At 47.4% G+C, this 23,500-nt stretch carries 23 protein-coding genes; 19 read left to right on the top strand and 4 right to left on the bottom strand.

Annotated features, from left to right (window positions below):
* Positions 1–71: 71 nt before the first annotated feature.
* The 7 genes from AAHF22_RS15880 (at position 72) to lipB (ending at position 8,880) form a co-directional block, all read left to right on the top strand.
* Positions 72–1,211 carry a glycoside hydrolase family 88 protein gene (locus AAHF22_RS15880; RefSeq protein WP_371834078.1) on the top strand — a complete coding sequence of 380 codons (1,140 nt, stop codon included), beginning with the start codon at positions 72–74 and terminating at the stop codon, positions 1,209–1,211.
* Positions 1,212–1,547: 336 nt separating this feature from the next.
* Positions 1,548–1,760, top strand: coding sequence for a hypothetical protein (locus AAHF22_RS15875; protein ID WP_347326004.1), 213 nt, complete (start codon positions 1,548–1,550; stop codon positions 1,758–1,760).
* Positions 1,761–2,104: 344 nt separating this feature from the next.
* A complete protein-coding gene (lpdA, locus tag AAHF22_RS15870) occupies positions 2,105–3,523 on the top strand; it encodes a dihydrolipoyl dehydrogenase (RefSeq protein ID WP_347326003.1) in 1,419 nt (472 codons plus the stop codon).
* Between the two features lie 473 nt (positions 3,524–3,996).
* The gene (locus tag AAHF22_RS15865; RefSeq protein ID WP_347326002.1) at positions 3,997–5,025 is read left to right on the top strand and encodes a thiamine pyrophosphate-dependent dehydrogenase E1 component subunit alpha; all 1,029 of its coding nucleotides are present in this window, start codon (positions 3,997–3,999) and stop codon (positions 5,023–5,025) included.
* Positions 5,025–6,008 carry an alpha-ketoacid dehydrogenase subunit beta gene (locus AAHF22_RS15860; protein ID WP_347326001.1) on the top strand — a complete coding sequence of 328 codons (984 nt, stop codon included), beginning with the start codon at positions 5,025–5,027 and terminating at the stop codon, positions 6,006–6,008. The genes AAHF22_RS15865 and AAHF22_RS15860 overlap by 1 nt, the downstream gene beginning before the upstream one ends.
* A 112-nt stretch (positions 6,009–6,120) precedes the next feature.
* Positions 6,121–7,539 (top strand): dihydrolipoamide acetyltransferase family protein, encoded by a 1,419-nt coding sequence (locus AAHF22_RS15855; RefSeq protein ID WP_347326000.1) that lies wholly within the window; start codon positions 6,121–6,123, stop codon positions 7,537–7,539.
* A 627-nt stretch (positions 7,540–8,166) separates the two neighbouring features.
* Complete coding sequence (lipB, locus tag AAHF22_RS15850; RefSeq protein WP_347325999.1) at positions 8,167–8,880, top strand: lipoyl(octanoyl) transferase LipB; 714 nt, start codon at positions 8,167–8,169, stop codon at positions 8,878–8,880.
* On the opposite strand, the gene prli42 is transcribed toward lipB, so the two are convergent.
* Positions 8,855–8,950: a stressosome-associated protein Prli42 gene (gene prli42 / locus AAHF22_RS15845; protein ID WP_347325998.1), complete on the bottom strand. Its 96-nt coding sequence runs from the start codon at positions 8,948–8,950 to the stop codon at positions 8,855–8,857. The genes lipB and prli42 overlap by 26 nt on opposite strands.
* Positions 8,951–9,159: 209 nt before the next feature.
* Here prli42 and AAHF22_RS15840 point away from each other — a divergent pair, with 209 nt between their 5' ends.
* The 8 genes from AAHF22_RS15840 (at position 9,160) to AAHF22_RS15805 (ending at position 16,868) form a co-directional block, all read left to right on the top strand.
* Positions 9,160–10,293, top strand: a complete 1,134-nt coding sequence (locus tag AAHF22_RS15840; protein WP_347325997.1) for a M20/M25/M40 family metallo-hydrolase — start codon at positions 9,160–9,162, stop codon at positions 10,291–10,293.
* A 159-nt stretch (positions 10,294–10,452) separates the two neighbouring features.
* On the top strand, positions 10,453–11,046 hold the full coding sequence (locus AAHF22_RS15835; RefSeq protein WP_347325996.1) for an NUDIX hydrolase: 594 nt from the start codon (positions 10,453–10,455) through the stop codon (positions 11,044–11,046).
* An 11-nt stretch (positions 11,047–11,057) separates the two neighbouring features.
* Positions 11,058–12,290: an endonuclease Q family protein gene (locus tag AAHF22_RS15830; RefSeq protein ID WP_371834080.1), complete on the top strand. Its 1,233-nt coding sequence runs from the start codon at positions 11,058–11,060 to the stop codon at positions 12,288–12,290.
* 333 nt (positions 12,291–12,623) lie between these two features.
* A complete protein-coding gene (gene fur, locus AAHF22_RS15825) occupies positions 12,624–13,094 on the top strand; it encodes a ferric iron uptake transcriptional regulator (protein ID WP_347325994.1) in 471 nt (156 codons plus the stop codon).
* Between the two features lie 370 nt (positions 13,095–13,464).
* A complete protein-coding gene (gene xerD, locus AAHF22_RS15820; RefSeq protein ID WP_347325993.1) occupies positions 13,465–14,364 on the top strand; it encodes a site-specific tyrosine recombinase XerD in 900 nt (299 codons plus the stop codon).
* A 58-nt stretch (positions 14,365–14,422) separates the two neighbouring features.
* A complete protein-coding gene (locus AAHF22_RS15815; RefSeq protein ID WP_347325992.1) occupies positions 14,423–14,857 on the top strand; it encodes an immunity 26/phosphotriesterase HocA family protein in 435 nt (144 codons plus the stop codon).
* Between the two features lie 206 nt (positions 14,858–15,063).
* Complete coding sequence (locus AAHF22_RS15810; protein WP_347325991.1) at positions 15,064–15,888, top strand: purine-nucleoside phosphorylase; 825 nt, start codon at positions 15,064–15,066, stop codon at positions 15,886–15,888.
* A gap of 368 nt (positions 15,889–16,256) precedes the next feature.
* Complete coding sequence (locus AAHF22_RS15805) at positions 16,257–16,868, top strand: hypothetical protein (RefSeq protein WP_347325990.1); 612 nt, start codon at positions 16,257–16,259, stop codon at positions 16,866–16,868.
* A gap of 76 nt (positions 16,869–16,944) precedes the next feature.
* Here AAHF22_RS15805 and AAHF22_RS15800 read toward each other — a convergent pair whose 3' ends face one another.
* Complete coding sequence (locus AAHF22_RS15800) at positions 16,945–18,303, bottom strand: PFL family protein (RefSeq protein ID WP_347325989.1); 1,359 nt, start codon at positions 18,301–18,303, stop codon at positions 16,945–16,947.
* A 137-nt stretch (positions 18,304–18,440) separates the two neighbouring features.
* Positions 18,441–18,710 (bottom strand): ACT domain-containing protein, encoded by a 270-nt coding sequence (locus tag AAHF22_RS15795; RefSeq protein WP_188775244.1) that lies wholly within the window; start codon positions 18,708–18,710, stop codon positions 18,441–18,443.
* 541 nt (positions 18,711–19,251) lie between these two features.
* On the opposite strand from AAHF22_RS15795, the gene AAHF22_RS15790 reads away from it, so the two are divergent.
* Positions 19,252–19,770, top strand: a complete 519-nt coding sequence (locus tag AAHF22_RS15790) for a YbaK/EbsC family protein (protein WP_347325988.1) — start codon at positions 19,252–19,254, stop codon at positions 19,768–19,770.
* Between the two features lie 521 nt (positions 19,771–20,291).
* Here AAHF22_RS15790 and AAHF22_RS15785 read toward each other — a convergent pair.
* Positions 20,292–21,803, bottom strand: coding sequence for a M14 family zinc carboxypeptidase (locus AAHF22_RS15785; protein WP_347325987.1), 1,512 nt, complete (start codon positions 21,801–21,803; stop codon positions 20,292–20,294).
* Positions 21,804–22,112: 309 nt separating this feature from the next.
* Between AAHF22_RS15785 and AAHF22_RS15780 the strand changes: the two genes are divergently transcribed.
* The 3 genes from AAHF22_RS15780 to AAHF22_RS15770 all read left to right on the top strand — a co-directional run bounded on the left by AAHF22_RS15780 (position 22,113) and on the right by AAHF22_RS15770 (position 23,415).
* Positions 22,113–22,427 carry an ArsR/SmtB family transcription factor gene (locus AAHF22_RS15780; RefSeq protein ID WP_347325986.1) on the top strand — a complete coding sequence of 105 codons (315 nt, stop codon included), beginning with the start codon at positions 22,113–22,115 and terminating at the stop codon, positions 22,425–22,427.
* A 70-nt stretch (positions 22,428–22,497) separates the two neighbouring features.
* Complete coding sequence (locus AAHF22_RS15775) at positions 22,498–22,929, top strand: DMT family transporter (RefSeq protein WP_347325985.1); 432 nt, start codon at positions 22,498–22,500, stop codon at positions 22,927–22,929.
* 12 nt (positions 22,930–22,941) lie between these two features.
* A complete protein-coding gene (locus tag AAHF22_RS15770; protein ID WP_347325984.1) occupies positions 22,942–23,415 on the top strand; it encodes a DMT family transporter in 474 nt (157 codons plus the stop codon).
* Positions 23,416–23,500 lie beyond the last annotated feature (85 nt).

The following is a 23,500-nucleotide window of genomic DNA, read 5'->3' as shown; positions in this document are numbered from 1 at the left end:
CTGCGCTGTTTGCTCACGCCATACATATTGGATACAGATCATTAATCCCTTAAAAGCAAAGGAGAGAGCATATGAATGACATGGCATCAAACGAATGGGTACACGAGGCATGGCAGTGGGTGACCGATCGAACGATCACGCAGGCTCAGGTAACGACCGATCATTTTCCACATGTAGCCGAGCATGGACAGTATGATCAATGTGATCCTGCATGGTGGACAGCTGGTTTTTGGCCGGGGTTATTGTGGCTCATATACAAGCACAATCAGCATGAGCAGCTTGCACAATGGGCGCAAAGCTGTGAGCGCCAGCTAGAGCTATGTTTGCACGATACAGAGCAGGTCGATCATGATCTCGGCTTTATCTGGCTGCTTAGCGGCGTAGCCCATTATGAGCAAACTGGCGATGCAGATGCTCGGCGCCGCAGTCTATTAGCAGCGAATCTGCTAGCCGCCCGTTTTAATGTCAAAGGCAATTATATTCGTGCCTGGAATTTTGATTCTCCCCATATGGATACGCGTGGTGTGGCGATTATCGATAGCATGATGAATTTACCGCTACTCTACTGGGCTTCACTGGAAACGGGTGATCCTCGTTATCGCGAACTGGCGATCGCTCACGCGGATACCGTCGCTCATGAGTTTGTACGAGCTGATCATTCCATATGCCATGTTGTGGAATTTGATCCCGTCACAGGTCAAAAGCGCTGCGAGCATGGCGGTCAGGGCTACGCACCGGGTTCTGCCTGGGCACGTGGCACCGCATGGGCATTACATGGCTTCGCACTCGCCTATGGCTATACAGGAAAAGCCCAATATTTAGACATAAGCCGCCAAACAGCTCAGTTCTTCCTCCAGCAACTCGGCGACGATATCGTGCCGTACTGGGATTTCCGCGCCCCAGAACATAGTCGCGATGCCTACGATTCATCCGCCACAGCGATCGCTGCCAGCGGTATGTTAGAACTCGCCAGGTATGTAGACGAACCGGAACGCCATTCTTTACAGCAAGCAGCATCCCGACTACTGTCAGGCTTGTACCATGACTATTCAACACGTACTAGCAACACCGAAGGATTAATCACCTATGGTACGGTTCACTATCCCGAACAACGCCAGCTCAATGTGTCCATTATCTACGGAGACTATTTCTTCGTGGAGGCACTTGCCAAGTTACGAGGGGAGCAAGGATGGTTTACGCCAGGGTTGTAAAATGAGTCGTGGATATAGGTTGAACATAGGTCTATAGAACAGCCTATCTGGTGCTTGGCTAGTAGGCGTTATAAGTACAACATGTAACGATAAGCTGAGCGTTAGGATGGTTTCTACATTCAGTATATTATAAATCATCGTTAGCGCTCCTGACTTGCATACGTACCTGTCATCTGCATAAACGACCCATCCCCCTTGACGCCACTCGCACCTTATGAAACTATAGAAACACAAGTAGGATGTGACAACGATACGGATATGCAACATCAAGCCGGGCCTGCTGTGTCCGGTTTTTTTGCCATGATATCGATTTCGTGCATGAAAAGGAGGATCAGCATGAGCGACAATATACAAGCAGCATGGTCTCAAATCGACCAGCTTCTCAAACAAGGACAGCTCCCTAAAGAAGACAGTGCTGCACTTCAACAACTGCTGGATGCGGTACAACATCTGGAAGCAGAAAACAAACGACTACGCACAGCACTGGTCAAAGCGAACAGCAAAAAGCCCAAAATGTCCAGCCGACTTAAAGACGCTTTATACGAGTAATTGAAGTTTGACAGCTGATCCAATAGGTCGAGCCAAGCTTGCTTGTCCAGCGGCAATCGAAGCTCGACTTTACATAGCGTAGCTGCATCTTATTCATCGATATGGTTATTTTGCTGCTTGAACTGGAATGCGATTCAGTATTAAGATGATGTGGTGTCAGCACGATATACGGTGCTCAGAAATTCATAATAGTCGATGGTATCTGAATGGATGATCGTGCTAACCTGCTTCATTGTGCATCATTTCGATGCAATCCCAACAGGCAGCATAACGAACGTACATTTCAAGCAAGCTATTCAAATCAGTCGATTTATTCAAACTAGCGAAAAGAGAGTGACTCATTTATGACAATACAATGTGATATAGCAATTCTTGGCGGCGGTACTGGCGGATATGTGGCCGCGATTCGCGCAGCTCAGTTAGGAAAAGAAGTCGTTATAATCGAACAGGATAAGCTTGGCGGAACGTGTTTGCATCGCGGCTGTATTCCGAGCAAAAGCTTGCTACGTAGTGCCGAAGTGTTTGCCATGATGCAGGATAGCGAGCAATATGGCATCGCTGCGGACGGTGTGCGTTTGCAATTTGATCAAGTACAGTCGCGTAAGCAAGGCATTGTCGATCAGCTGCATCGCGGTGTGCAATATTTAATGAAAAAGAACAAAATTACGATTGTACGCGGTCAGGGTCGTGTGATCGGGCCATCGATCTTTTCGCCACAGAGCGGCGCTGTTGCGGTTGAGCTGGAAGATGGCGAGATGGAGACGGTCGTTTCCAAAAATCTCATTATCGCTACCGGTTCGCGTCCGCGCGATCTGCCTGGTCTGGAAGCGGACGGTAAGCTGATCCTAAACAGTGATCATGCACTGCAACTGGAGCAATTGCCAGCATCGATCGTTATTGTGGGCGGCGGTGTGATCGGTATGGAATGGGCATCGATGCTGAATGATTTTGGCGTACAGGTGACGGTCGTTGAAGCGGCGCCGCATATTTTGCCACAGGAGGATGAAGAAGTGGCACGCGAGCTGCATCGTCTGCTGGAAAAGCGCGGTGTTACGATCTACACAGGTGCTTCGTTGCAGCTTGATTCTTACACAGCACAGGAAGATGGACTGAGCATCTCGCTTCTACACAATGAGCAGACGATTCAGCTATCTGCATCCAAAATGCTAGTGTCGGTCGGTCGCCGTGCCAATGTAGAAACGATCGGACTGGCGAATACCGATATCGCGATCGAGAATGGCTTTATTAAAGTGAATGAATATATGCAAACAAGTGAATCGCATATTTATGCAATCGGCGATGTGATCGGTGGCTTGCAGCTTGCTCATGCGGCTAGTCATGAAGGGATTACAGCGGTCAATCATATTTGCGGTGAGCCTGTTCATTACGACCCAGTCCAGGTATCACGTTGCGTGTATACCCGTCCGGAAGTAGCCAGCGTTGGCATTAGTGCAGCACAGGCGAAAGAGCAAGGACGTGAGATTAAGATTGGCAAATTCCCATTCAAGGCGATTGGGAAAGCGTTAGTACATGGCGACAGCGAAGGCTTTGTCAAAGTGATTGCAGATGCCCATTCCGATGATCTGCTCGGCGTACAGATTATCGGGCCGCAGGCGACCGATCTGATCAGCGAAGCGGCACTGGCTCAGTTTCTCGATGCAACGCCGTGGGAAATTGGGCAAACGGTTCACGCTCATCCTACACTGGCGGAAATTTTGGGCGAAGCGATGCTGGCCGTCGATGGCAAAGCGATCGGGATGTAATCCAGAAGTGGCATAGCAGAGGGGACGGAATTTCTCCTCACTGAATGTCCTTATTTATCGCACTCTGCATTGAAGTGCATCATACATTAAAAAGTGAACAAAATGGAAAAGATGGACTGTCCCGCACGACTTGGGACAAATCCATCTTTTCTTTTCGCTGTAAGTATGTTTATAATAGAATTGTACTCAAGTCTTAGTACCAGGTTTTAAGACAAGCGCTAATTACATGTTAAGCCGCTATGATGACGTTACGAAAACCGCGATATCGCGCAGCATAACCGATGTACGTTTGCGAAATGGTGTATGGGAAGTGTACCCTTACAAGTAGAAGCATGATCAACACACCAAACAGCGATCCTTTTGCTACCGCATGATGAAGGTGTACTACCCCATCAGCGAATGATAGCTGGAGGACGCGAAGTGAGCACGAAGCGGATTAGATCGCTTCGTTATTTATGAAGGAGGTACCTGCAATGAAGGCAAAAGGTACTATTGACCAGCAAACCCGGCATGAGCAGCTTGGACTGACCGATGACCAGGCGATTGAATTGTATCGATATATGATGATGGCGCGCAAGTTTGACGAGCGTTGCTTGCTGCTACAGCGCGCCGGTAAAATTAATTTCCACGTATCCGGTGTAGGACAGGAAGCCGCTCAGGTAGGCGCTGCTTTCGCATTGGATCGTCAGCAAGATTATTTCCTGCCGTATTACCGCGATTACGGCTTTGTATTGACGGTGGGCATGACTGCACGTGAGCTGATGCTGTCTGCATTTGCCAAAGCGGAAGATCCGAACAGTGGTGGACGTCAGATGCCAGGACATTTTGGCAGCAAACGTCTGCGCATTGTCACAGGTTCCAGTCCGGTAACGACGCAAGTTCCGCACGCAGTCGGTGTGGCACTCGCTGCCAAGATGAAGCGCCAGAAGCTCGTTTCGTTTGTTACATTTGGCGAAGGTTCTAGCAATCAGGGCGATTTCCATGAAGGATGTAATTTTGCCGGTGTACATAAACTGCCGGTTATCATTATGTGTGAAAATAACCAGTACGCAATCTCCGTACCGATTCACAAGCAACTTAGCGGCAAAATTAGCGATCGCGCGCTCGGCTACGGTTTCCCGGGATTGCGTGTCGATGGTAACGATGTGCTGGAAGTATATGCGGCGGTAAAAGAAGCGCGTGAGCGTGCCATTAACGGCGAAGGCCCTACATTGATCGAGGCGATGGTATACCGCCTAGCACCTCACTCCACGTCTGATAACGATCTTGCATACCGGACGAAGGAAGAAGTAGACGCGAACTGGGCAAAAGACGGTGTGCCACGTTACAAGCAATATTTGCTCGATTGCGGCATTTGGAGCGAGCAGCAGGATGAAGAGCTGCAAAAGGAATGCACGCAGATGATGAAGGAAGCGACCGAGTATGCCGACAACGCTCCTTATCCGCGTGCAGAAGACACACTGCTGCATGTATTCGCAGGTGACGGGGAGGATGCACAGTAATGGCAATGATGGAATATATTGATGCGATTCGTCTGGCGATGAAAGAAGAGATGGCGCTGGATGAAAACGTATTTGTACTGGGCGAAGATGTAGGCGTAAAAGGCGGCGTATTCACGACGACCAAAGGCTTGCAAGAGCTGTATGGTGAAGATCGTGTGATGGATACACCGTTGTCCGAGTCAGCGATTGCTGGTGTGGCGATCGGTGCAGCGATGTACGGCATGAAGCCGATTGCGGAAATGCAATATTCGGACTTTATGCTGCCCGCAACGAACCAGATTATTAGTGAAGCAGCGAAAATTCGTTATCGTTCTAACAATGACTGGAGCTGTCCACTCGTTGTACGCGCGCCAATCGGCGGCGGTATCTTCGGCGGACTGTATCACTCGCAATGTATGGAGTCGGTATTTTTCGGTACAGCAGGTTTGAAAATTGTTGCGCCGTATTCTGCGTATGATGCAAAAGGCTTGCTGAAAGCGGCTGTGCGCGATCCCGATCCAGTGCTCTTTTTTGAAAATAAAAAATGTTATAAACTGGTCAAGGGCGATGTGCCTGAAGATGATTATGTGGTACCGATCGGTAAAGCGAATGTGCTGCGCGAAGGCGACGATATTACGGTTATCAGCTACAGTCTGCCACTTCATTTCATTATGCAGGCAGCGGAGGAGCTGGAGCAGGAAGGGATCACTAGCCATGTGCTTGATCTGCGCACGATTCAGCCGATCGATCGTGAAGCGATTGTGGAAGCTGCACGCCGTACAGGTAAAGTGCTGATCGTACATGAGGATAATCTGACCGGCGGTGTAGGCGGCGAAGTGGCTGCGATCATCGCGGAGGAATGTCTGTTTGATCTGGATGCGCCGATTCGCCGTCTGGCTGGACCGGATGCACCAGCGATGCCAATCAACCCACCACAGGAAAAAGCGTATATGCTAAATAAAGATAAAGTCAAAACGGCAATGCGCGAGCTGGCACTGTTCTAAAACGAATAGCGTCCGATGCCTGACTTCGGTTATGCAGCTTGCCTATGTGCATTATTAAAATAAATTGCCGGTTCATCAACAGGATGGCCGGCAATTTTCAGGAGTGAATAAAATGTCTCAAAAAGGAAACCTAACTGACATCACGATGCCTCAATTAGCGGAATCGCTCGTATCGGCAACAATCGCCAAATGGCTCAAGCAGCCCGGCGATTCGGTTGATCAATACGAACCGATCTGCGAAGTCATTACCGATAAAGTGAATGCCGAGATTCCTTCGATCATGGAAGGAACAATGGGCGAGTTGTTAGCAGCAGAAGGACAGGAAGTCGCTGTAGGCGAGATCATTTGCCGCATTTATAGTACAGGCAGTGCCGAAACAGCAGCTCCAGCCGCAACACCAAGCGAATCGGCTGCTCAGCCATCTGCTTCCGTCAACGCCCCCGCTGCATCGGCTCCGTCATCTTCACCCGTAGCTGCGGCATCACGTCCGGCTGCTACAGATGCTGCTAGTAGTATGGCAGGTCGTTACTCTCCGGCTGTCCAGTCGCTTGCTGCCCAGCATGGATTGGACTTGTCACTCATTAGCGGAACAGGTGCAGGCGGACGCGTAACGCGTCGTGATGTGCTGAAAGCAGTGGAAAATGGTACCGCTCAGCGCGGTTCTGCTCCTGCGGCAACATCGACTCCGACTGCTATGGCAACGCCAGCTAGTAATGCTGGCATGGCTCAGCCATCAGCTGCCGATTATGCCGTCCGTAATTCCGGTATGCATCTTAGCGAAACGCCAGCGATTCCGAAGATTGAACTGGAACAGAGTGAACATGCAAGCGGACGCGGCGAGCATATGATCGATGTGACGCCACTGCGTAACGCAATCGCTCGTAATATGCGTCAGAGCGTATCCGAAATTCCGCACGCCTGGACGATGATCGAAGTCGATGTGACCAATCTCGTCATGCTGCGCAACAAGCTGAAAGACGAATTCAAACGCAGCGAAGGCATCACACTGACCTATCTGCCATTCCTGATCAAAGCCGTTGTCAATGCGATCAAAGATTATCCGATTATGAACTCCGTCTGGGCAGTCGATAAAATTATCGTGAAACGCGATATTAACGTTTCACTGGCAGTCGGAACCGAAGATTCGGTGATGACCCCGGTCATCCAGCGTGCTGATCAGAAAAACATCGCTGGTCTGGCACACGAGATCGACGATCTGGCACGCCGTACACGCGAAGGCAAGCTGAAACTGGACGATATGCAAGGCGGTACATTTACCGTCAACAATACCGGCTCATTCGGCTCTGTACTGTCGTATCCGATTATTAACTATCCACAGGCTGCGATTTTGACATTCGAATCGATCGTGAAGCGTCCAGTCGTCATTAACGATATGATCGGTGTACGCTCGATGGTGAATCTGTGTATGTCACTGGATCATCGTATTTTGGACGGCGTCATTTGCGGCCGTTTCCTGCAACGCGTGAAGGATAATCTGGAAGGCTATGGTATGGATACGAAGCTGTATTAAGATGAAAGTTGTATTGCCTTTGCAGGTGGGTTACATTTAATAAAGTGAAATGTCGTCTTTTAATAGGTTAAAGGATTACCTTTTAACAGGCATAACCTGCTAATGCTTTGACAGTCATTCATTTAGGTTATGAAGCCTATTGGAGTTCTGTACAAGTGTGATCTTCATAACATAAAGTAGATCCTATTTTAAATTTGAGTTGGTTATTGTATTAGAGCATTTATGCAAATTCGTATCAATGCAAGAGGCACAGAACGAAGGAAAGGAAATAAGGGGAAAGGACGACTTACAGTGTTAGCGATTTCCTAACACGGGGTTCAATGAGAAAAGGATTTTTGCATAGCAAAATATCTTACTACTTTGAGCACGGGAATCTACATTCTTTCCTACTCCGTAGATTCCTGTGCGAGACCGGAGTCCGTCCCCTTATTCCTTACCGGAGTGGTTGATGCCCTCACCATCTGCATTGGTATATATGCTCAAGCATCCAACAATTGCTTTCACCATGCACTACCACACCGGAATACACATGTAAAAGGTTGACAGCCCCGCGGCTTTGTCGACCTTTTGCTTATCCATCCGGTATGATCGCAATGAGTGGATAACAGGGAAAAGGAGTGCTTTATCATGAGTTCAATTATTCACGTATCCTATACCCCTCTGATGGAATATGCAGCGGCATGGGACAAACAAAAAGAACTGGTGCAGGCGATCGATACGGGGGAGGGGGGCGAACAGCTATTGTTGCTTCAGCATCCACCAACGTATACGATCGGCTCGCAGCGTCATCCTGAACATTTGCTGTGGAGTGAAGACGAGCTGAAAGAGCGTGGGATCACTCTGTTCCAAATCGATCGTGGAGGGGACATTACATATCATGGTCCAGGGCAACTGGTCGGTTATCCGATCCTGCTGCTGGATACGTCGAGAGGCTTGGACCCTCATCGTTATTTGCGCACATTGGAGCAGGTCATTATTGACTATCTGGCAGAGCAAGGAATCGAAGCTGGACGCAAAGAAGCCTATACCGGCGTATGGATAGGCGATTTGAAAATTGCTGCGATTGGCATCAAGTTTAATAAATGCCGCAGTCGCCGCGGCTTTATTACGAGTCATGGGTTTGCCTTCAATATCGCTTCAGGCATTGGGCAGCAAGGCTTCTCTGGTATTATTCCGTGCGGGATTGAAGAATATGGTGTTACCTCATTAGAGGATATAACCGGCCGTGCGTATGACATTCGCCAGATTGCGGACGAGATCGTGCCGCATTTTGCACGTCATTTTGGCTACGAACAGCCGGAATGGGGAGCTGCCTTTACAGGAAAGGCTGAGCAAGCGTAAAGATGACTGAGCCAACCATGGCGATCAGCATCACATAAATGAACACTTTAAACCATTTTTTCTGTTGCATAAGCTGAACTCCTTTACATGTCAATCTAGTTCATGCATGTACACAGGTGAATGGTATCATGCACATCATTTCTTATCATAACGTGTCTATGCCTTGTTTGCAAAACGATATCTGTATCGATCGTGTGAACAAACGGTAATGACAACCATATATCGGTTATATACGTTGTAGCCGGGCATTCGTTGCTATACAAAAGGAGCGTATTTATCGTGGTTAATCCAAGCAGATTAGTTGAACAATTTATGGAACTTGTACAGATCGATAGCGAAACGAAAAATGAACGTATCATTGCAGATCATTTAACCGAAAAGCTACTGGCACTGGGCTTGACGGTAATCGAAGATGAGTCCGCTGCCAAAACCGGACATGGTGCAGGTAACCTGATCGCCATGCTGGCGCCAAATACAGAGCAATCGATTCCGAAAATTTTCTTTACCACCCATATGGACACGGTAACGCCAGGGATCGGGATTCAACCTGTCATCGATGAGCAGGGCTGGATTAGCAGCGCAGGCGATACGATTCTCGGTGCGGATGATAAAGCAGGGGTAGCGGCGCTGTTTGAGCTTGTACATGTGCTCAAAGAACAACAAATTCCGCATGGTCAAATTCAATTTGTCATTACCGCAGGTGAAGAATCAGGCTTGATGGGGGCACGCGCAATGGATCGTTCTTTGCTCGATGCGGAGTTTGGCTATGCGATTGATTCGAATGGAGCCGTAGGCACGATCGCTGTTGCGGCGCCAACGCAGGCACGGATCGTGATGGAGATTTTCGGCAGATCCGCACATGCAGGGGTAAATCCGGAAGATGGTATTAGTGCGATTCAAGTAGCAGGTAAAGCGATCTCGCGTATGAAGCTTGGACGGATCGATCATGAAACGACAGCGAATATCGGCAGCTTTGAAGGCGGTGGCGCGACCAATGTCGTATGCGATTATGCGAAACTGCATGCAGAAGCACGCAGTCTGGTGCATGAGAAGGTAGAAGTACAGATTGCGGCGATGAAGGAATCGCTGGAAGCGACCTGTGCTGATTTTGGTGCGACTTGCAAATTCCAGAGTGTGATCGTATATCCAGGCTTTAAATTTACCGCCGATGATGCGGTCGTACAGCTTGCACAGCGCGCGTCGGCCAATCTAGGATTGCCGAATGATATTTTCCATACAGGCGGCGGCAGTGACGCTAATATTTTCAACGGAATGGGTGTGCCAACTGCGAATCTGGCGGTAGGTTATGAACATATCCATACGACCAGCGAGCGTATTCATCGGGATGAATTGATGAATGCGGCGCGGCTTGTGATTGAAATTGTACGTGAGACCGGGAAATTGAACGGTTAAACGATTAATTGTAGATCGTAATCGATAATGGCGTAAATATCGCGTTGCAAGGAGTTAATCGAAGATAATGCAGTGGAAACCATGTTGCCTTTGACGCTGATGTGCATATTTATTCTAAACACAATCACCAGCAGCAGACATACACTCAGGAGGGATACGATGAGCGATTCAACGAAGCATGATCATCAATCGAAGCACCAGCCTAATCCAGCATTGGATGAGGTGACATTATCTACAGAGCCAATTTTTGATGGCAAAGTGATTCGGGTACAGTTAGATACGGTCCGTCTTCCGAACGGCGAAATAGGCAAACGAGAGATTGTGCGTCATAATGGCGCAGTGGCGGTACTGGCGATTCATCATGATCGTATGATCGTCGTTGAGCAGTTTCGTCAACCGCTTGGACGCACACAGGTAGAAATTCCAGCAGGCAAGCTGGAGCCAGGTGAAGATCCAGGCGATGCGATTGCGCGTGAATTGAAGGAAGAGACAGGCTATACAGCTAAACAATTAAAACTGCTCTATTCCTTTTATACATCGCCAGGTTTTGCGGACGAGTTAATTCATCTGTATCTGGCAGATGAGCTAGTGCAGGGCGAGGCACAGCTGGATGAAGATGAGTTTCTGGAAATGAGTGCGATTACGCTGGATGAAGCATACGAGCAGATTCGCGCCGGACGAATCAGCGATGCGAAAACGATCATGGCGGTGCAGGCATGGCATCTGATCAAGCAGGGCATTGAACCGAAATAATGAAGCAATCGATGCCATCGGTTGAACCGCTGTCCGGTCTAAACGTACACAGTGAACATGCTGCGCAGCTACAGCAGGTGTATACCGATTTGCACATTCATATTGGTCGTAGTGAAGATGGTCAACCTGTCAAAATTAGCGGCAGCCGCAATCTGACATTTGCCAACATTGCAAAGGAAGCTTCCGAGCGCAAAGGGATCGGGTTGATCGGCATTATCGATTGCCATTCGCCTGGCGTGCGTGCGGATATTCGAGCATTGATCGCTAGCGGTGAAATGAGTGAACTCGCTGGTGGCGGAATCCGCTATCAAGATACGACTATTTTGCTTGGATCGGAGATTGAGATTCGCGAGCCGGGCTATCAGGAAAGCCATGTGCTGGTCTATTTTCGTGATCTGGAGCGAATGGATGATTTTGCAGAGTGGATGCGCACACGGATGAAAAATATCCAGCTTAGTTCGCAACGTCTGTACACGACCTACCGCGAGCTACAGCAGCAGGTCAAACAGCGCGGCGGTCTGTTTATGCCTGCTCATATGTTCACGCCGCATAAAGGCATCTATGGGAGTGTGACCGCACGTATGGGCGATGTGCTCGATCTGGACTTAGTGGATGGTGGCGAGCTGGGACTCAGTGCAGATACGACGATGGCTGGTTACATTAGCGAGCTGGATCGTTATCCACTGTTCACAAATTCCGATGCCCATTCGCTTGGCAAAATCGGACGTGAGTACAATGTACTGCGTATGCACGAAGCAAGCTTTGACGGCTTGCTTCGTGTATTGAGTGGCGACAATGGCGCTCATATCGAAGCCAATTATGGACTCGATCCGCGGCTGGGTAAATATCATCGAACGTACTGCCGTAACTGTGAGCACATTATTCACGAATCCGGTTCGATACTGGAGCGTTGTCCATATTGCGGCAGCACCCAGCTAACGATTGGTGTACTGGATCGTGTGCTGCATATTGCAGATCGCGCGGAGCCAGAGCCACCTGAAAATCGTCCACCCTACCGCTATCAAGTACCGCTCTCTTTTATACCGGGACTGGGTCCTGCCAAAATGAATCGTTTATTAGACGTATTCGGTACGGAGATGGCAATTTTGCATCGTTCTTCCGCAGCGGAACTGGAAGCGGTCGTTGGTAGTGAAATCGCACATTATATCGTGCTGGCACGTGAAGGACGTCTTACGCTTAGCGCCGGTGGCGGCGGAGCGTATGGCAAGGTGATCACGGGCTAGTCGATGGATGGGGATGAAGATCATTACAGAGTGATGTAATGGATGGAATAGACCGTGTAGGACGGGATAAGATAAAGCATGAACGAGCGCCAGCATAGCGATCATGCTCGTTCATGTTAATCTGTTACTTAGTTACTGACATTTCAGCTTCGATTTGAATGATATCGATCGTTTGAAGTCCAGTCTGATCTTTTGCAGTGGCTGCGTTTTGCCCTCAGGCAACAACGGTATGTGTCAGTTGCTAAAACGTTTGACTTTAACTTCATAATCCCCCTATAATAATTGGAGTGAGCATTTCAACGATGCAGTGATTTCCACAGGGGGAGGGCAAAAATGGAAGCACGGATCGATAAAATTAAACACCAGTTACAATCCAAAGGTTACAAATTAACACCCCAGCGGGAAGCTACCGTGCGAGTGCTCCTTGAGAACGAAGAAGATCATCTGAGTGCCGAGGACGTATTTATGCTCGTGAAACAAAAAGCTCCCGAAATCGGTCTGGCTACCGTGTACCGTACCCTTGAGCTTTTGAGTGAACTGCATGTCGTGGAGAAGATTAATTTTGGCGACGGCGTAGCGCGTTACGATCTGCGTACCGATACGAGCAAGCACCACCATCATCACCTGATCTGCGTTCAATGCGGAAGCATGGATGAGATTCGTGAGGATTGGCTTGGACCGCTAGAAGAACGGCTGGATAAGGAATTCGACTTTGCTGTTCTTGACCATCGTCTGGACTTTTACGGCATCTGTCATCGCTGCAAAGACAAGGAAAACGGCGACAACGGTGCAACGGACAAGTAAGCTTGTTACAGCCTGGTAATTGATGCAGTTTAGCTGTCTAACAGCAGTCGATACCGCAGCAATAGGGCCAATACAACTAAATAGATCATGTGGATACCAGAGACTCTCGCCCGATAGTATGGCTGTTCGGGAGAGGGTCTTTTTGATGCAATACCTGTATGTTGGAAACTGCAAGTACGAAAGGTATACATTGTTTTTACATAATCCCGGTGAAATCATATGATGCTACACGGTGCGGCATCGTATTGCAACTATATGTATACGGCCTGAAGGTGGCAGCCAACCGACAGTCCATGGCCAGGGCGTAGGCGTCCTATTCCGGCACATTCGATCGTGTCTGTAACCCAGACGCAAAGGAGGCTGATTGACAATGAAATCATATTTAGAGCAGTTTGTTCGATACTTAACAGAAGAGAAAGGGCTTTCACGAAATACGTTGGAGTCGTATCAGCGTGATTTAAGCCAGTTTATCGAGTTTGCTCATCAGCGTGATATTATGATGCCTGATCAGATTCGCAAAACACATATCGCTTTATTTTTAGGAGAGATGCGCTTGATCGGCAGAGCATCGTCCACGATTACACGTATGACAGTATCCCTGCGTTCGTTCTGTCAGTATCTTGTACGTGAAGGGATTATTCAGCAAGACCCATCGATCCATATGGAAGCACCAAAAGCGGAAAAGCGGCTACCGCAAGTGATGAGTGTAGGCGAAGTGGAGCAACTGCTGGATGCACCGGACAAGCATACCGCACAGGGACGTCGTGACCGTGCGATGCTGGAGCTGCTTTATGCGACAGGTATTCGTGTATCAGAGCTGATCTCCGTGAATGTGGAAGATGTGCGCCTGGATTTGAAATTTTTACGCTGTGCTAGCAATTCAGGCAAGGAGCGTATTATTCCGATTACAGGTGTGACCGTGAAGCGTATTGGCGAATATGTGCAAAATGGACGCGCTCATCTGGTACGCCAACATGTAGATGAAACAGCATTATTCGTGAATCAGCTAGGTACAAGACTGACACGTCAGGGCTTCTGGAAGATCATTAAAAAGTACGCACGTGAAGCAGGTATTGAAGCGGATATTACGCCACATACACTGCGTCATTCCTTTGCTGCGCATCTACTTGAAAATGGTGCAGATCTGCGTTCCGTACAGGAAATGCTCGGTCATGCGGACATTTCGACGACTCAGATCTATACACGTATTTCCAAAAAGAACATGAAGGATGTATACGAGGCGCATCACCCGCGTGCTAACGCTACCTGACTGTCTTTATATTCTGATGGCTGCTGAGTAAGTAATCACTACGATGCAGGAGGTTCAGATGAACAAGTACAAGGCTGGAGATCTATTTACGATTCCATTAAAAGATAGTAGGTGGGCAGTCGGACAAGTTGTATGTGCACTGCAAGATCGCCTGAGCAAAGCCTTCTCATTTGGTGTCGTATCCATCGCTGACGAGCCTCATGTGCCTGACGTGGATTGCGAATTCATCACGTTTGATTCGGATGGGAAACCGGTACAATTGATATTTGCAGCTTCGTCCAATATGCGCCGCAATTGGAAAGTGGTCGGTCATCTTCCGCTGACACAATCCAAGCAAAAGATGCAGTGGTTTCACTGTGGTGGGCAATTGTATCATAATGACGAATGGATTCGTGTTCTGCCAATTGAGGAATATAGTAAGTATCCAGCGATGAGTGTGTACGGTAATGAACTTGTGCAGATCCGATTGACCGGGTATCAACCTGATTCATAACTAAGCATAAGCTGTGCGGTCAGCGTGGTCGATCTTCAGCATATCGATACACCAATCGATCATATCGCGACCGCTAGTAAAGCGAATATGCAATACTGTATATAGAAGCAATATTGTATATAGATGCAACATCTATAACGATCACTATCTGTCGACTGCTCATTGCAACGAGCAGTCGACAGATAGCTACTTAAGGAGGAAACGTAATGACAACAATTACGCAAGCAACGATTCAAGAAGCAGCAGCTTACATCCGCAGTAAAAGTAATATCACACCAGAGGTAGGTCTGATCCTCGGTTCCGGTCTTGGCGTACTGGCTGATCTCATTCAAGACGGTATCGCGATTTCGTATAGCGATATTCCGCATTTCCCTGTATCGACTGTCGAAGGCCATGATGGTGAATTGCTGCTCGGTAACATTCAAGGTCGCCCAGTTGTGATGATGAAAGGTCGCTTCCATATGTACGAAGGCTACGGTCCAGAAGTGACAGCATTCCCTGTACGTGTGATGAAGGAACTGGGCGTATCCAGCCTGCTCGTAACGAATGCAGCAGGTGGTGTGAACACATCTTATCAGCCAGGTGATCTGATGGTGCTTAGCGATCATTTGAACTTGACTGGACGCAATCCGCTGATCGGACCGAATGACCCTGCACTCGGCGTTCGTTTCCCTGACCTGTCGGAAGCTTATAGCCGTCGTCTGCGTCAAATATTTAACGATACTGCGGCAAATCAGGGCTTGAACGTGCAGGAAGGCGTATATGCAGGTCTGCTTGGACCTACGTATGAGACACCAGCCGAAATTCGTATGCTGCGCACACTCGGTGCAGATGCCGTCGGCATGTCGACCGTATCCGAGACGATTGTAGCGCGCCATGCGGGGATTGAAGTGCTCGGTATTTCCTGTATTACGAATATGGCAGCCGGCATTCTGGATCAGCCGCTGTCTCATGATGAGGTTATGGAAACGGCAGAGCGTGTGCGTGATCAGTTCTTGAAGCTGGTACTGGCGATTATTCCGCAGATGTAAAAGTTTGTATTATATAAAGAAAGAGCCTGAATTTATATACTATTTCAGGCTCTTTTGTCTGTATCTTTAAAGATGTGTACGCAAACTTATAAGGGTAGCATCAACCACTTCACAAAAGAATAAGGGGACGGACTCCCGTCTCGCACAGGAATCTACGGATTAGAAAGGGAAGTAGATTCCCGTGCTCAAAAGCAGTGCGATATTTTGCTTCGCAAAAATCCCTTTTCATTGCACCCCGTATTAGAAGATCGCTAACACTTTAAGTCGTCCTTTCCCCTTATTTCCTTTCCTCCGTTCCGCATAACTCACATCCATACGAGTTTTGGCAAATACCTTAAAGGAGCTAATAAACAAAAGAGGTGAGAATATTGAATAAAAACTTGGTGTACATAACTGAAAATATAACTTTTAAGGATATCAAAAATGGAACATATAAAAGAAAAGAAGTTTATTTTAAACAAATGAAAAATTGGTTTTTTAAACCTGCTCAGTTGTTATTAGAAAGTAGTAAAACAGAAGGTAGTTATGAATATAAATTAGCAATTATGACTATACTGATTACATTTTTTGAATCACATGGGCAGTATTTAGAAGGTATAGGCAGTAATAGACGTTCCAAAAGAGTATTTACATCTGGATTTGAAGCTTATCTCGACTATTTAGTTCAACATGAAGGACATGTATTTGAAACGTATAGTACATTAAATATCCAGAAATTTTATGAGTTGGTTCGTTGTGGTTTAGTACATAATGGTTATATTGGAAATGGAGACGTGAGTTTTTTAATTGATATATTAAATCATGATACTAAGCATGTTATATATATCAATCCAATGTATTGTAATAATTGGTTGATTAATGTCGAGAACATGCTATGTACAATCGAGTCTTATTTGAATTACTATCTACAACAAATGGATAACGATCAGAATGTTAAAGAAAGGTTTGAAAAAATGTTTGATAAATTTTATTCAATATAACGATATATAGTTAATCCGTACACGCAAAGAAACCAGAATCTTCTCAACTTGGAGACTCTGGTTTCTTTGTCCGTCTTTAGTTTTTAAAACTATGAATCGGTGCCGGGATACGTCCACCGCGGTCGATAAAGTTCTGGCAGCTAAAGCCGTTCACCGGCATCACCGGTGCATAGCCGAGCAGTCCGCCAAATTCGGCGATTTCGCCTACCTGCTTGCCGATTACGGGGATAAGGCGTACAGCGGTCGTTTTGTTGTTGATCATACCGATCGCTGCTTCATCGGCGATAATACCAGAGATCGTCGATTCCTTTGTATCGCCCGGAATGGCGACCATATCGAGACCAACCGAGCAGACGCACGTCATCGCTTCCAGTTTTTCTAGCGTTAATGCGCCTTTTTGCACGGCTTCGATCATACCGTGATCTTCACTGACTGGAATGAATGCGCCGCTAAGTCCGCCAACATATGAAGATGCCATGACCCCGCCTTTTTTTACATTGTCGTTCAAAATGGCAAGAGCGGCGGTTGTACCCGGTGCGCCAGCTTCTTCCAGACCCATCACCTGGAAAATTTCAGCGATCGAATCGCCGATTTCCGGTGTAGGGGCAAGCGACAGATCGACGATCCCAAATGGAATACCGAGACGTTTGGACGTTTCCTGAGCAACAAGCTGTCCTACACGCGTAACTTTGAAAGCGGTCCGTTTAATCGTTTCGCATAATGTTTCAAAGTCGCTGTCTTTGGCATCTTCCAGTGCCCGTTTGACTACGCCAGGCCCGCTGACTCCTACGTTGATCACACATTCCGCTTCGCCGACACCATGATAGGCACCTGCCATAAATGGATTGTCTTCAACCGAATTACAAAAGATAACGAGCTTGGAGCAGCCCGCCGAATCGCGATCAGCGGTCAGTTCAGCGGTTTGTTTAATAATACTGCCCATCCATTTGACTGCATCCATATTGATTCCACTACGAGAAGAGCCGATATTGACCGAGGAACAAACACGCTCCGTCGTTGCCAGTGCTTCTGGAATGCTGGCGATCAGGCGGCGGTCACTCGTCGTAAAGCCTTTATGTACGAGTGCGGAAAAGCCACCGATAAAGTTCACGCCTACTTCGCGAGCTGCTCGATCCAGTGTCTCAGCGATCGACACATACGATTCGGCTTCGACACCGCCTGCTGCAATCGCGATCGGTGTGACGGAGATCCGTTTATTAATGATCGGAATGCCAAATTGGCGCTCCAGATCCTGACCGGTTTGGACTAAATTTTCAGCCAAACGTGTAATTTTATCATACATATTGCGATTAAATGTATCGATATTGCTGTGTGCGCAGTCGAGCAGACTGATGCCCATCGTGATCGTGCGCACGTCCAGATTCATTTCGCGGATCATTTTATTCGTTTCCTGTGCTTCTACAATTGAGATCATGCTTGTTCCTCCTCGTTCGTTAAACCGATCTATTCGTCTATGACATTATAATAAGCAATCATCAGCTTGGGGTAGATGAAGAGATGTCCATAGTTCTGTGGACAGCGCTACTTGCTTCTACGATGCACGAGCAACAACTAAATCCGATGCATCGTGCTGAAAATATCCTCATGCTGTAGCTTAATTTCCACACCGATCTCAGTGCCAAGCTGTTGCAAATCTTCGACCAGTCCTTCAAAAGCTTTACCTGCATTCGACGCATCCACAATCATCATCATATTAAAATAATCCTGAACAATCGTTTGCGAAATATCCAGAATATTAACGTTTTGTCCGGCTAGATATGTACATACGCCAGCGATAATACCGACCTTATCTTTTCCAAGTACAGTAATGATTCCTTTCATAACCAACAACCTCTCCTTATACGATAATGAGCAGCATAAACGGACGATACGGATCATGTTTCTCTATTGTACGTCACCGCGTTGTCGCATCCGTTCAGCGGGCTATCGTTATTATGTCAGACGTTTCAGTTGGGTTCAAGCGCATTTGACGACAGGAACGGATTGTTTTAGTATATGTTGCTAAGATCGACAAATATGTAGCAGATGGAATATCGTGTCCACGGGGAAGGCATATGGATTGTACAGCTATTGACAGTGTATCGCACGGTCTGCGATAGCATGCCATCGTATGACGCTGAATAGTATAAGCAGATGATGAATGGTGGCAGCAAATCTAGGAGCGTATAGGCTGAACAGGCTTGAGAATAGGCGAATAACGTAAAGGAAAAGTGGGGGATGAGCAAAAGATCAGTTAAAAACGCCTTATCTAGCTTAACCGATCAGCCGCATGCTGCAATGTAATTGAAGCGAACGTATGTGTTTCGCATATGTACATAACATCTAAATCAGGTACGATCTATGGAAGGGATGGCGAACCAAGATGGCAATTGAACAGGTCAAAGAACATTTTCGGAAATGGGAACGAGAGCAGGATATATTGGAATTTACTACGTCCAGCGCTACGGTGCAGGAGGCGGCAGATACGATTGGTGTCATTCCAGCACGAATCGCTAAAACGTTATCGTTTCGCAAAGGGGAAGGCGATGAGCAGGCGATATTGATTGTCGCGGCAGGTGGTGCGCGCATCGATAACAAAAAATTTCGCGCGGTGTTTGCGCTTAAACCGCGTATGCTCAGTCCAGACGAAGTGCTGAAGCATACCGGACATGCGATTGGCGGCGTATGCCCGTTCGGATTGGCGACTCCATTGGAGATATATTTGGATGAATCGTTAAAACGGTTTGATACCGTATTCCCAGCTTGTGGCAGTAGTAATTCTGCGATTGAGCTGACGTTACCGGAATTGGAGCGTTTTGCGGAGGCGAAAGGCTGGGTGGATGTGTGCAAAGATTGGGAAGAGAGCGTACCGTCTACATCGGTAGAACATGATGCGATGTAGCGATGTAGCCATGTAAAGCAGATGTGAACAAGAACAGTTGATCCACATAACCATGTGAATGAACTGTTCTTGTTCATTTGCGATTAAAAGTGTCTATTCTTAGTACACATACGTAGTTAACGTAACATTCGGAAAGCTTACTGTTGCTCGGCATGGCTACAGATGCACGACAACGATACGCAGTAACTGTGAACCCTATCGGACGAAGAAAATGATGACTATAATCTTTACAAATAAATATACGGTCGACCCTACAGCACCAATCCTATAGCACAATCCTATAGCATCAACTTAAAACCGATCGAAGTTGAATGGAGATACAAGCTGCCATGTAGTCGTAACTTCAATTGAAATGATGACACGCTTGAAATGATGACACGCTGTACTCCATCAATCATGCTTCTATTACCGTTGTGGCGCAACAAGTTGGGAACATATCAATGACAGTTGGACAGCTGGCGCGTCACGATTGCAGGAGGTTGACTACGTCCATTCCGTCGTTTACTTTGCTTACGCCTTCTTTACTGTCCATACGTAGCATTCTCCACAGTCGAAGGCTCTGCACCCTCTACTGTAGCCGGATCAACAGGCGCCGTTGTCGCTTCCGGCGGTTGCTGCGATTCAGTTGGCGGTACGACAGGGGCTACAGGTTCTGGACTGGTGAACTGTATTTGTCCGGTTCGGCTATCGACGACAAGGGCTGCGCCTGTCGCCTGACTGATCAGGCGAGCAGGTACATAGATCATGCCATCGATTAGGAGTGGCTTGCCGGATAATGTGATCGTTTTGCCATTCACCTGTGCATATGCCTGATTGAGTGTAAAAATAACGGTGCCGGATGCGCTGGAGGTGGCAGTGACGGTGCGTGTGCTTTGATCCCAGAATGCGGTAAAACCGTACTGCTCCAGTAGCGGCTTATAGGCAACATAATTTACCCCTTTTTGCATAAATGCTTTCGTTTGCTGAGCCGGTGGTTGTCCGTCAATTTGCACACTAATATTTTGTACTGGATTAGGATGACGCTTGTTCCATAGCGAATAGCCTTCCTGTGCCAGCCATAGTCCAATCTTCTTATTGCGTCTCCATTCTTCGGGAAATGCAGATACAGGCAAATTCGTTTCGCCTGGCTTGATGCCGATCTCTGGTGTAAAGGCTGGACGGTTAAACGTAGTAATAAACCAGTCGGTATAGCCACCACCAGATGAATCGCTGCGCTGTGGCATTAGGCGGTAGCCTGTGAGATTGCTAAACGTATTCGCCAGACGTTTGTCACGCGGCAGATTAGCCGGCAGGGTGTGAAAGCTCCAATAAATGATGCGTCCTGCGGAATGATAGGAAACAGCAATTTCGGGATCAATCTCGCGCGTAAAGCGCACGAGGGCTTGATTTTCCGGCGTTTGGACGGGAGCGGTTCCTTTATGATTGCGCCAAAATGGATAGGCGATATTCGCTTCCAGTGTGGCCCAGTACGAATCGTACTGTCGATTCGGATCGATTCCCTGCGGATTCGCTTTCCAGCGCTTGAAATTAGTGCTGCCCCCATTCATACGAATGAGTGCGGTATGTACAGAGGCTGGAAATGCGCTAAGTCCAAATTGCTGCAATGTCACGCCATCCGGATTGACCATCGGCACGAACCAGATCGTCGTTTTATCCAAAGTAGTCCGTGCAGGATACCCTTCATACGTGCGATTTGCGGTGTAGGCAGCAGCGTATTGCTCAATCATCGTCATATTTAGCGTCGTCGTCAGCCATTCTCTGGCATGATGAGAACCATTAATAAAAATGGTCGCTGTGCCCTTTCCGAGACCCACTGCCCAGATATCACGGCCGTATTTCGTTTTGCCGATCGAGCGGTAGGTGATGATATCCGGGTAGGTGGCAGCGAGCGTCCCAATATCCTTTGTCATTCGTTCATAGGTATAGGTGGCGGTAGCATCCACAATCGAACGACTGGCAGCGGAAATAGGATGTAGCGGAATCGCAGTCAACATGAGGAGCAAGCCGAGCACAGTAAGCGCAAATGTTTTCAAGTAAACCCTCCTGTATGTAATAGTGATGAGCATAGGTGTGAATAGGTATGAATATGTAGCAGACTTTGTAACAGTATAACAACGATTCCGATACGTTTGGTATCAGAATTTGTCGTCGATTTCATTTATTTAGCGATATATTCAGTAAACGATTCCGTTTAGACGTATGATCTTTTAGCCTACAGATCGATGAGAGAATGAACAAGCGCTGATGATCTCTAGCTCTAATCCTTGATCTCTGGCTCTAATCGTTGTGCAAATTTCCAGACGATTTGACATATCGATCTTTTTCGATATACACTGTGAAGCATGACCGAAATCGATATGTTTAAAGCATTATCCAATCGCACGCGTCTGCAAATTTTGCAATGGTTGAAAGAACCGGAGCAGCATTTTCCGAAGCAGCAAGCACATTTGCCCAGGGAGGTTAGCATTAAGGGAGGCGTTTGTGTAGGGGATATTCAGGATAAGGTGAATCTGTCTCAATCTACGGTGTCACATTATTTATCGATGATGCAAAAGGCGGGTTTGTTAGAAGCTGTGCGTTATGGACAATGGACGTATTATCGACGTAACGAAGATAACATTAAGAAGTTGGCCCGGTATTTGGACCAGGAAATCTAACCGGGTCAGTTTCTTTTTTGTTTGTCTATATCGAATATTCTCGATATATAAATATAAAGGAGTGGAGTAGATGACTAAACTGTTTATTTATGCGGCAGCGATCATTGCAGGTATGTCGCTCAGTATCGAAGCAGCCATTGGTGGTGCGCTTGGCGAGCGGATCGGTGAGCTGGAAAGTACGTATTACATTTTTATTATTGGAGCGATGGCGACTTTTCTGGTAACGCTCTTTTTTGGTAAAGGCAACTTGAAGCAAATTTTCACCGTACCACGCTGGAATTTGACAGGTGGGCTGCTCGGTGTCGTCTATCTCGCATTGCTCGTTATTAGTGTGACCCTGATCGGGGTAGGGGTATCGGTTACCGCCGTGATCGTGGGACAGATTGTGATGAGTATGGTGATTGAACATTTTGGACTGCTTGGCGCACAGCGGATTCGGTTGAATGCCAATCGATTGATTGCCGCCGGCTTGCTGGCTGTATCATTTATATTGATTTTATAGGAGGAGATAGCGATGAGTTTGATCATGATGATTTTACCGCTGCTGGCTGGGATTGGACTTAGTGTACAGTCGGCGGTTAACGGTACACTCGGTCGTCAGATTGGGACGATTGAGAGTGCATTTTTTACTTTTTTCACAGGAGCGATTGTGCTTACGATTGTCGTAAACTTTTTTGGACAGGGAAATATGTTGAACTTGCATGAAGTACCACGCTGGCAGTTATTATGTGCGATTTTTGGAGTCATTTATTTATCGTTGATGGTGCTCGCTGTACCAAAAATTGGCGTGACATCTGCGGTCATTTCCGTTATTGTCGGACAATTGCTTGCAAGTATGGCAATTGATCATTTTGGCTGGTTTGAAAGTGTGGTTGTGCCGTTTGGTTGGAAACGTCTAATTGGCGTTGTGTTGATGCTGGCTGCATTATATTTTGTATTCCGTGAAAAGCGGTCTGACGAGCAGCAGGCAGCATCAACAGCAGCGTAAGGGCACAGGCTGCGCACGGCTTATATTAAGATACGAACAAACAAATACACGAATAAGCGATAACGATTGGATTCAGTTTATAAAC

The organism is Paenibacillus wenxiniae, from assembly GCF_039822605.1.
GTDB classification, from domain to species: domain Bacteria; phylum Bacillota; class Bacilli; order Paenibacillales; family Paenibacillaceae; genus Saccharibacillus; species Saccharibacillus wenxiniae.
This window is presented reverse-complemented; position numbering and strand designations above follow the sequence as displayed.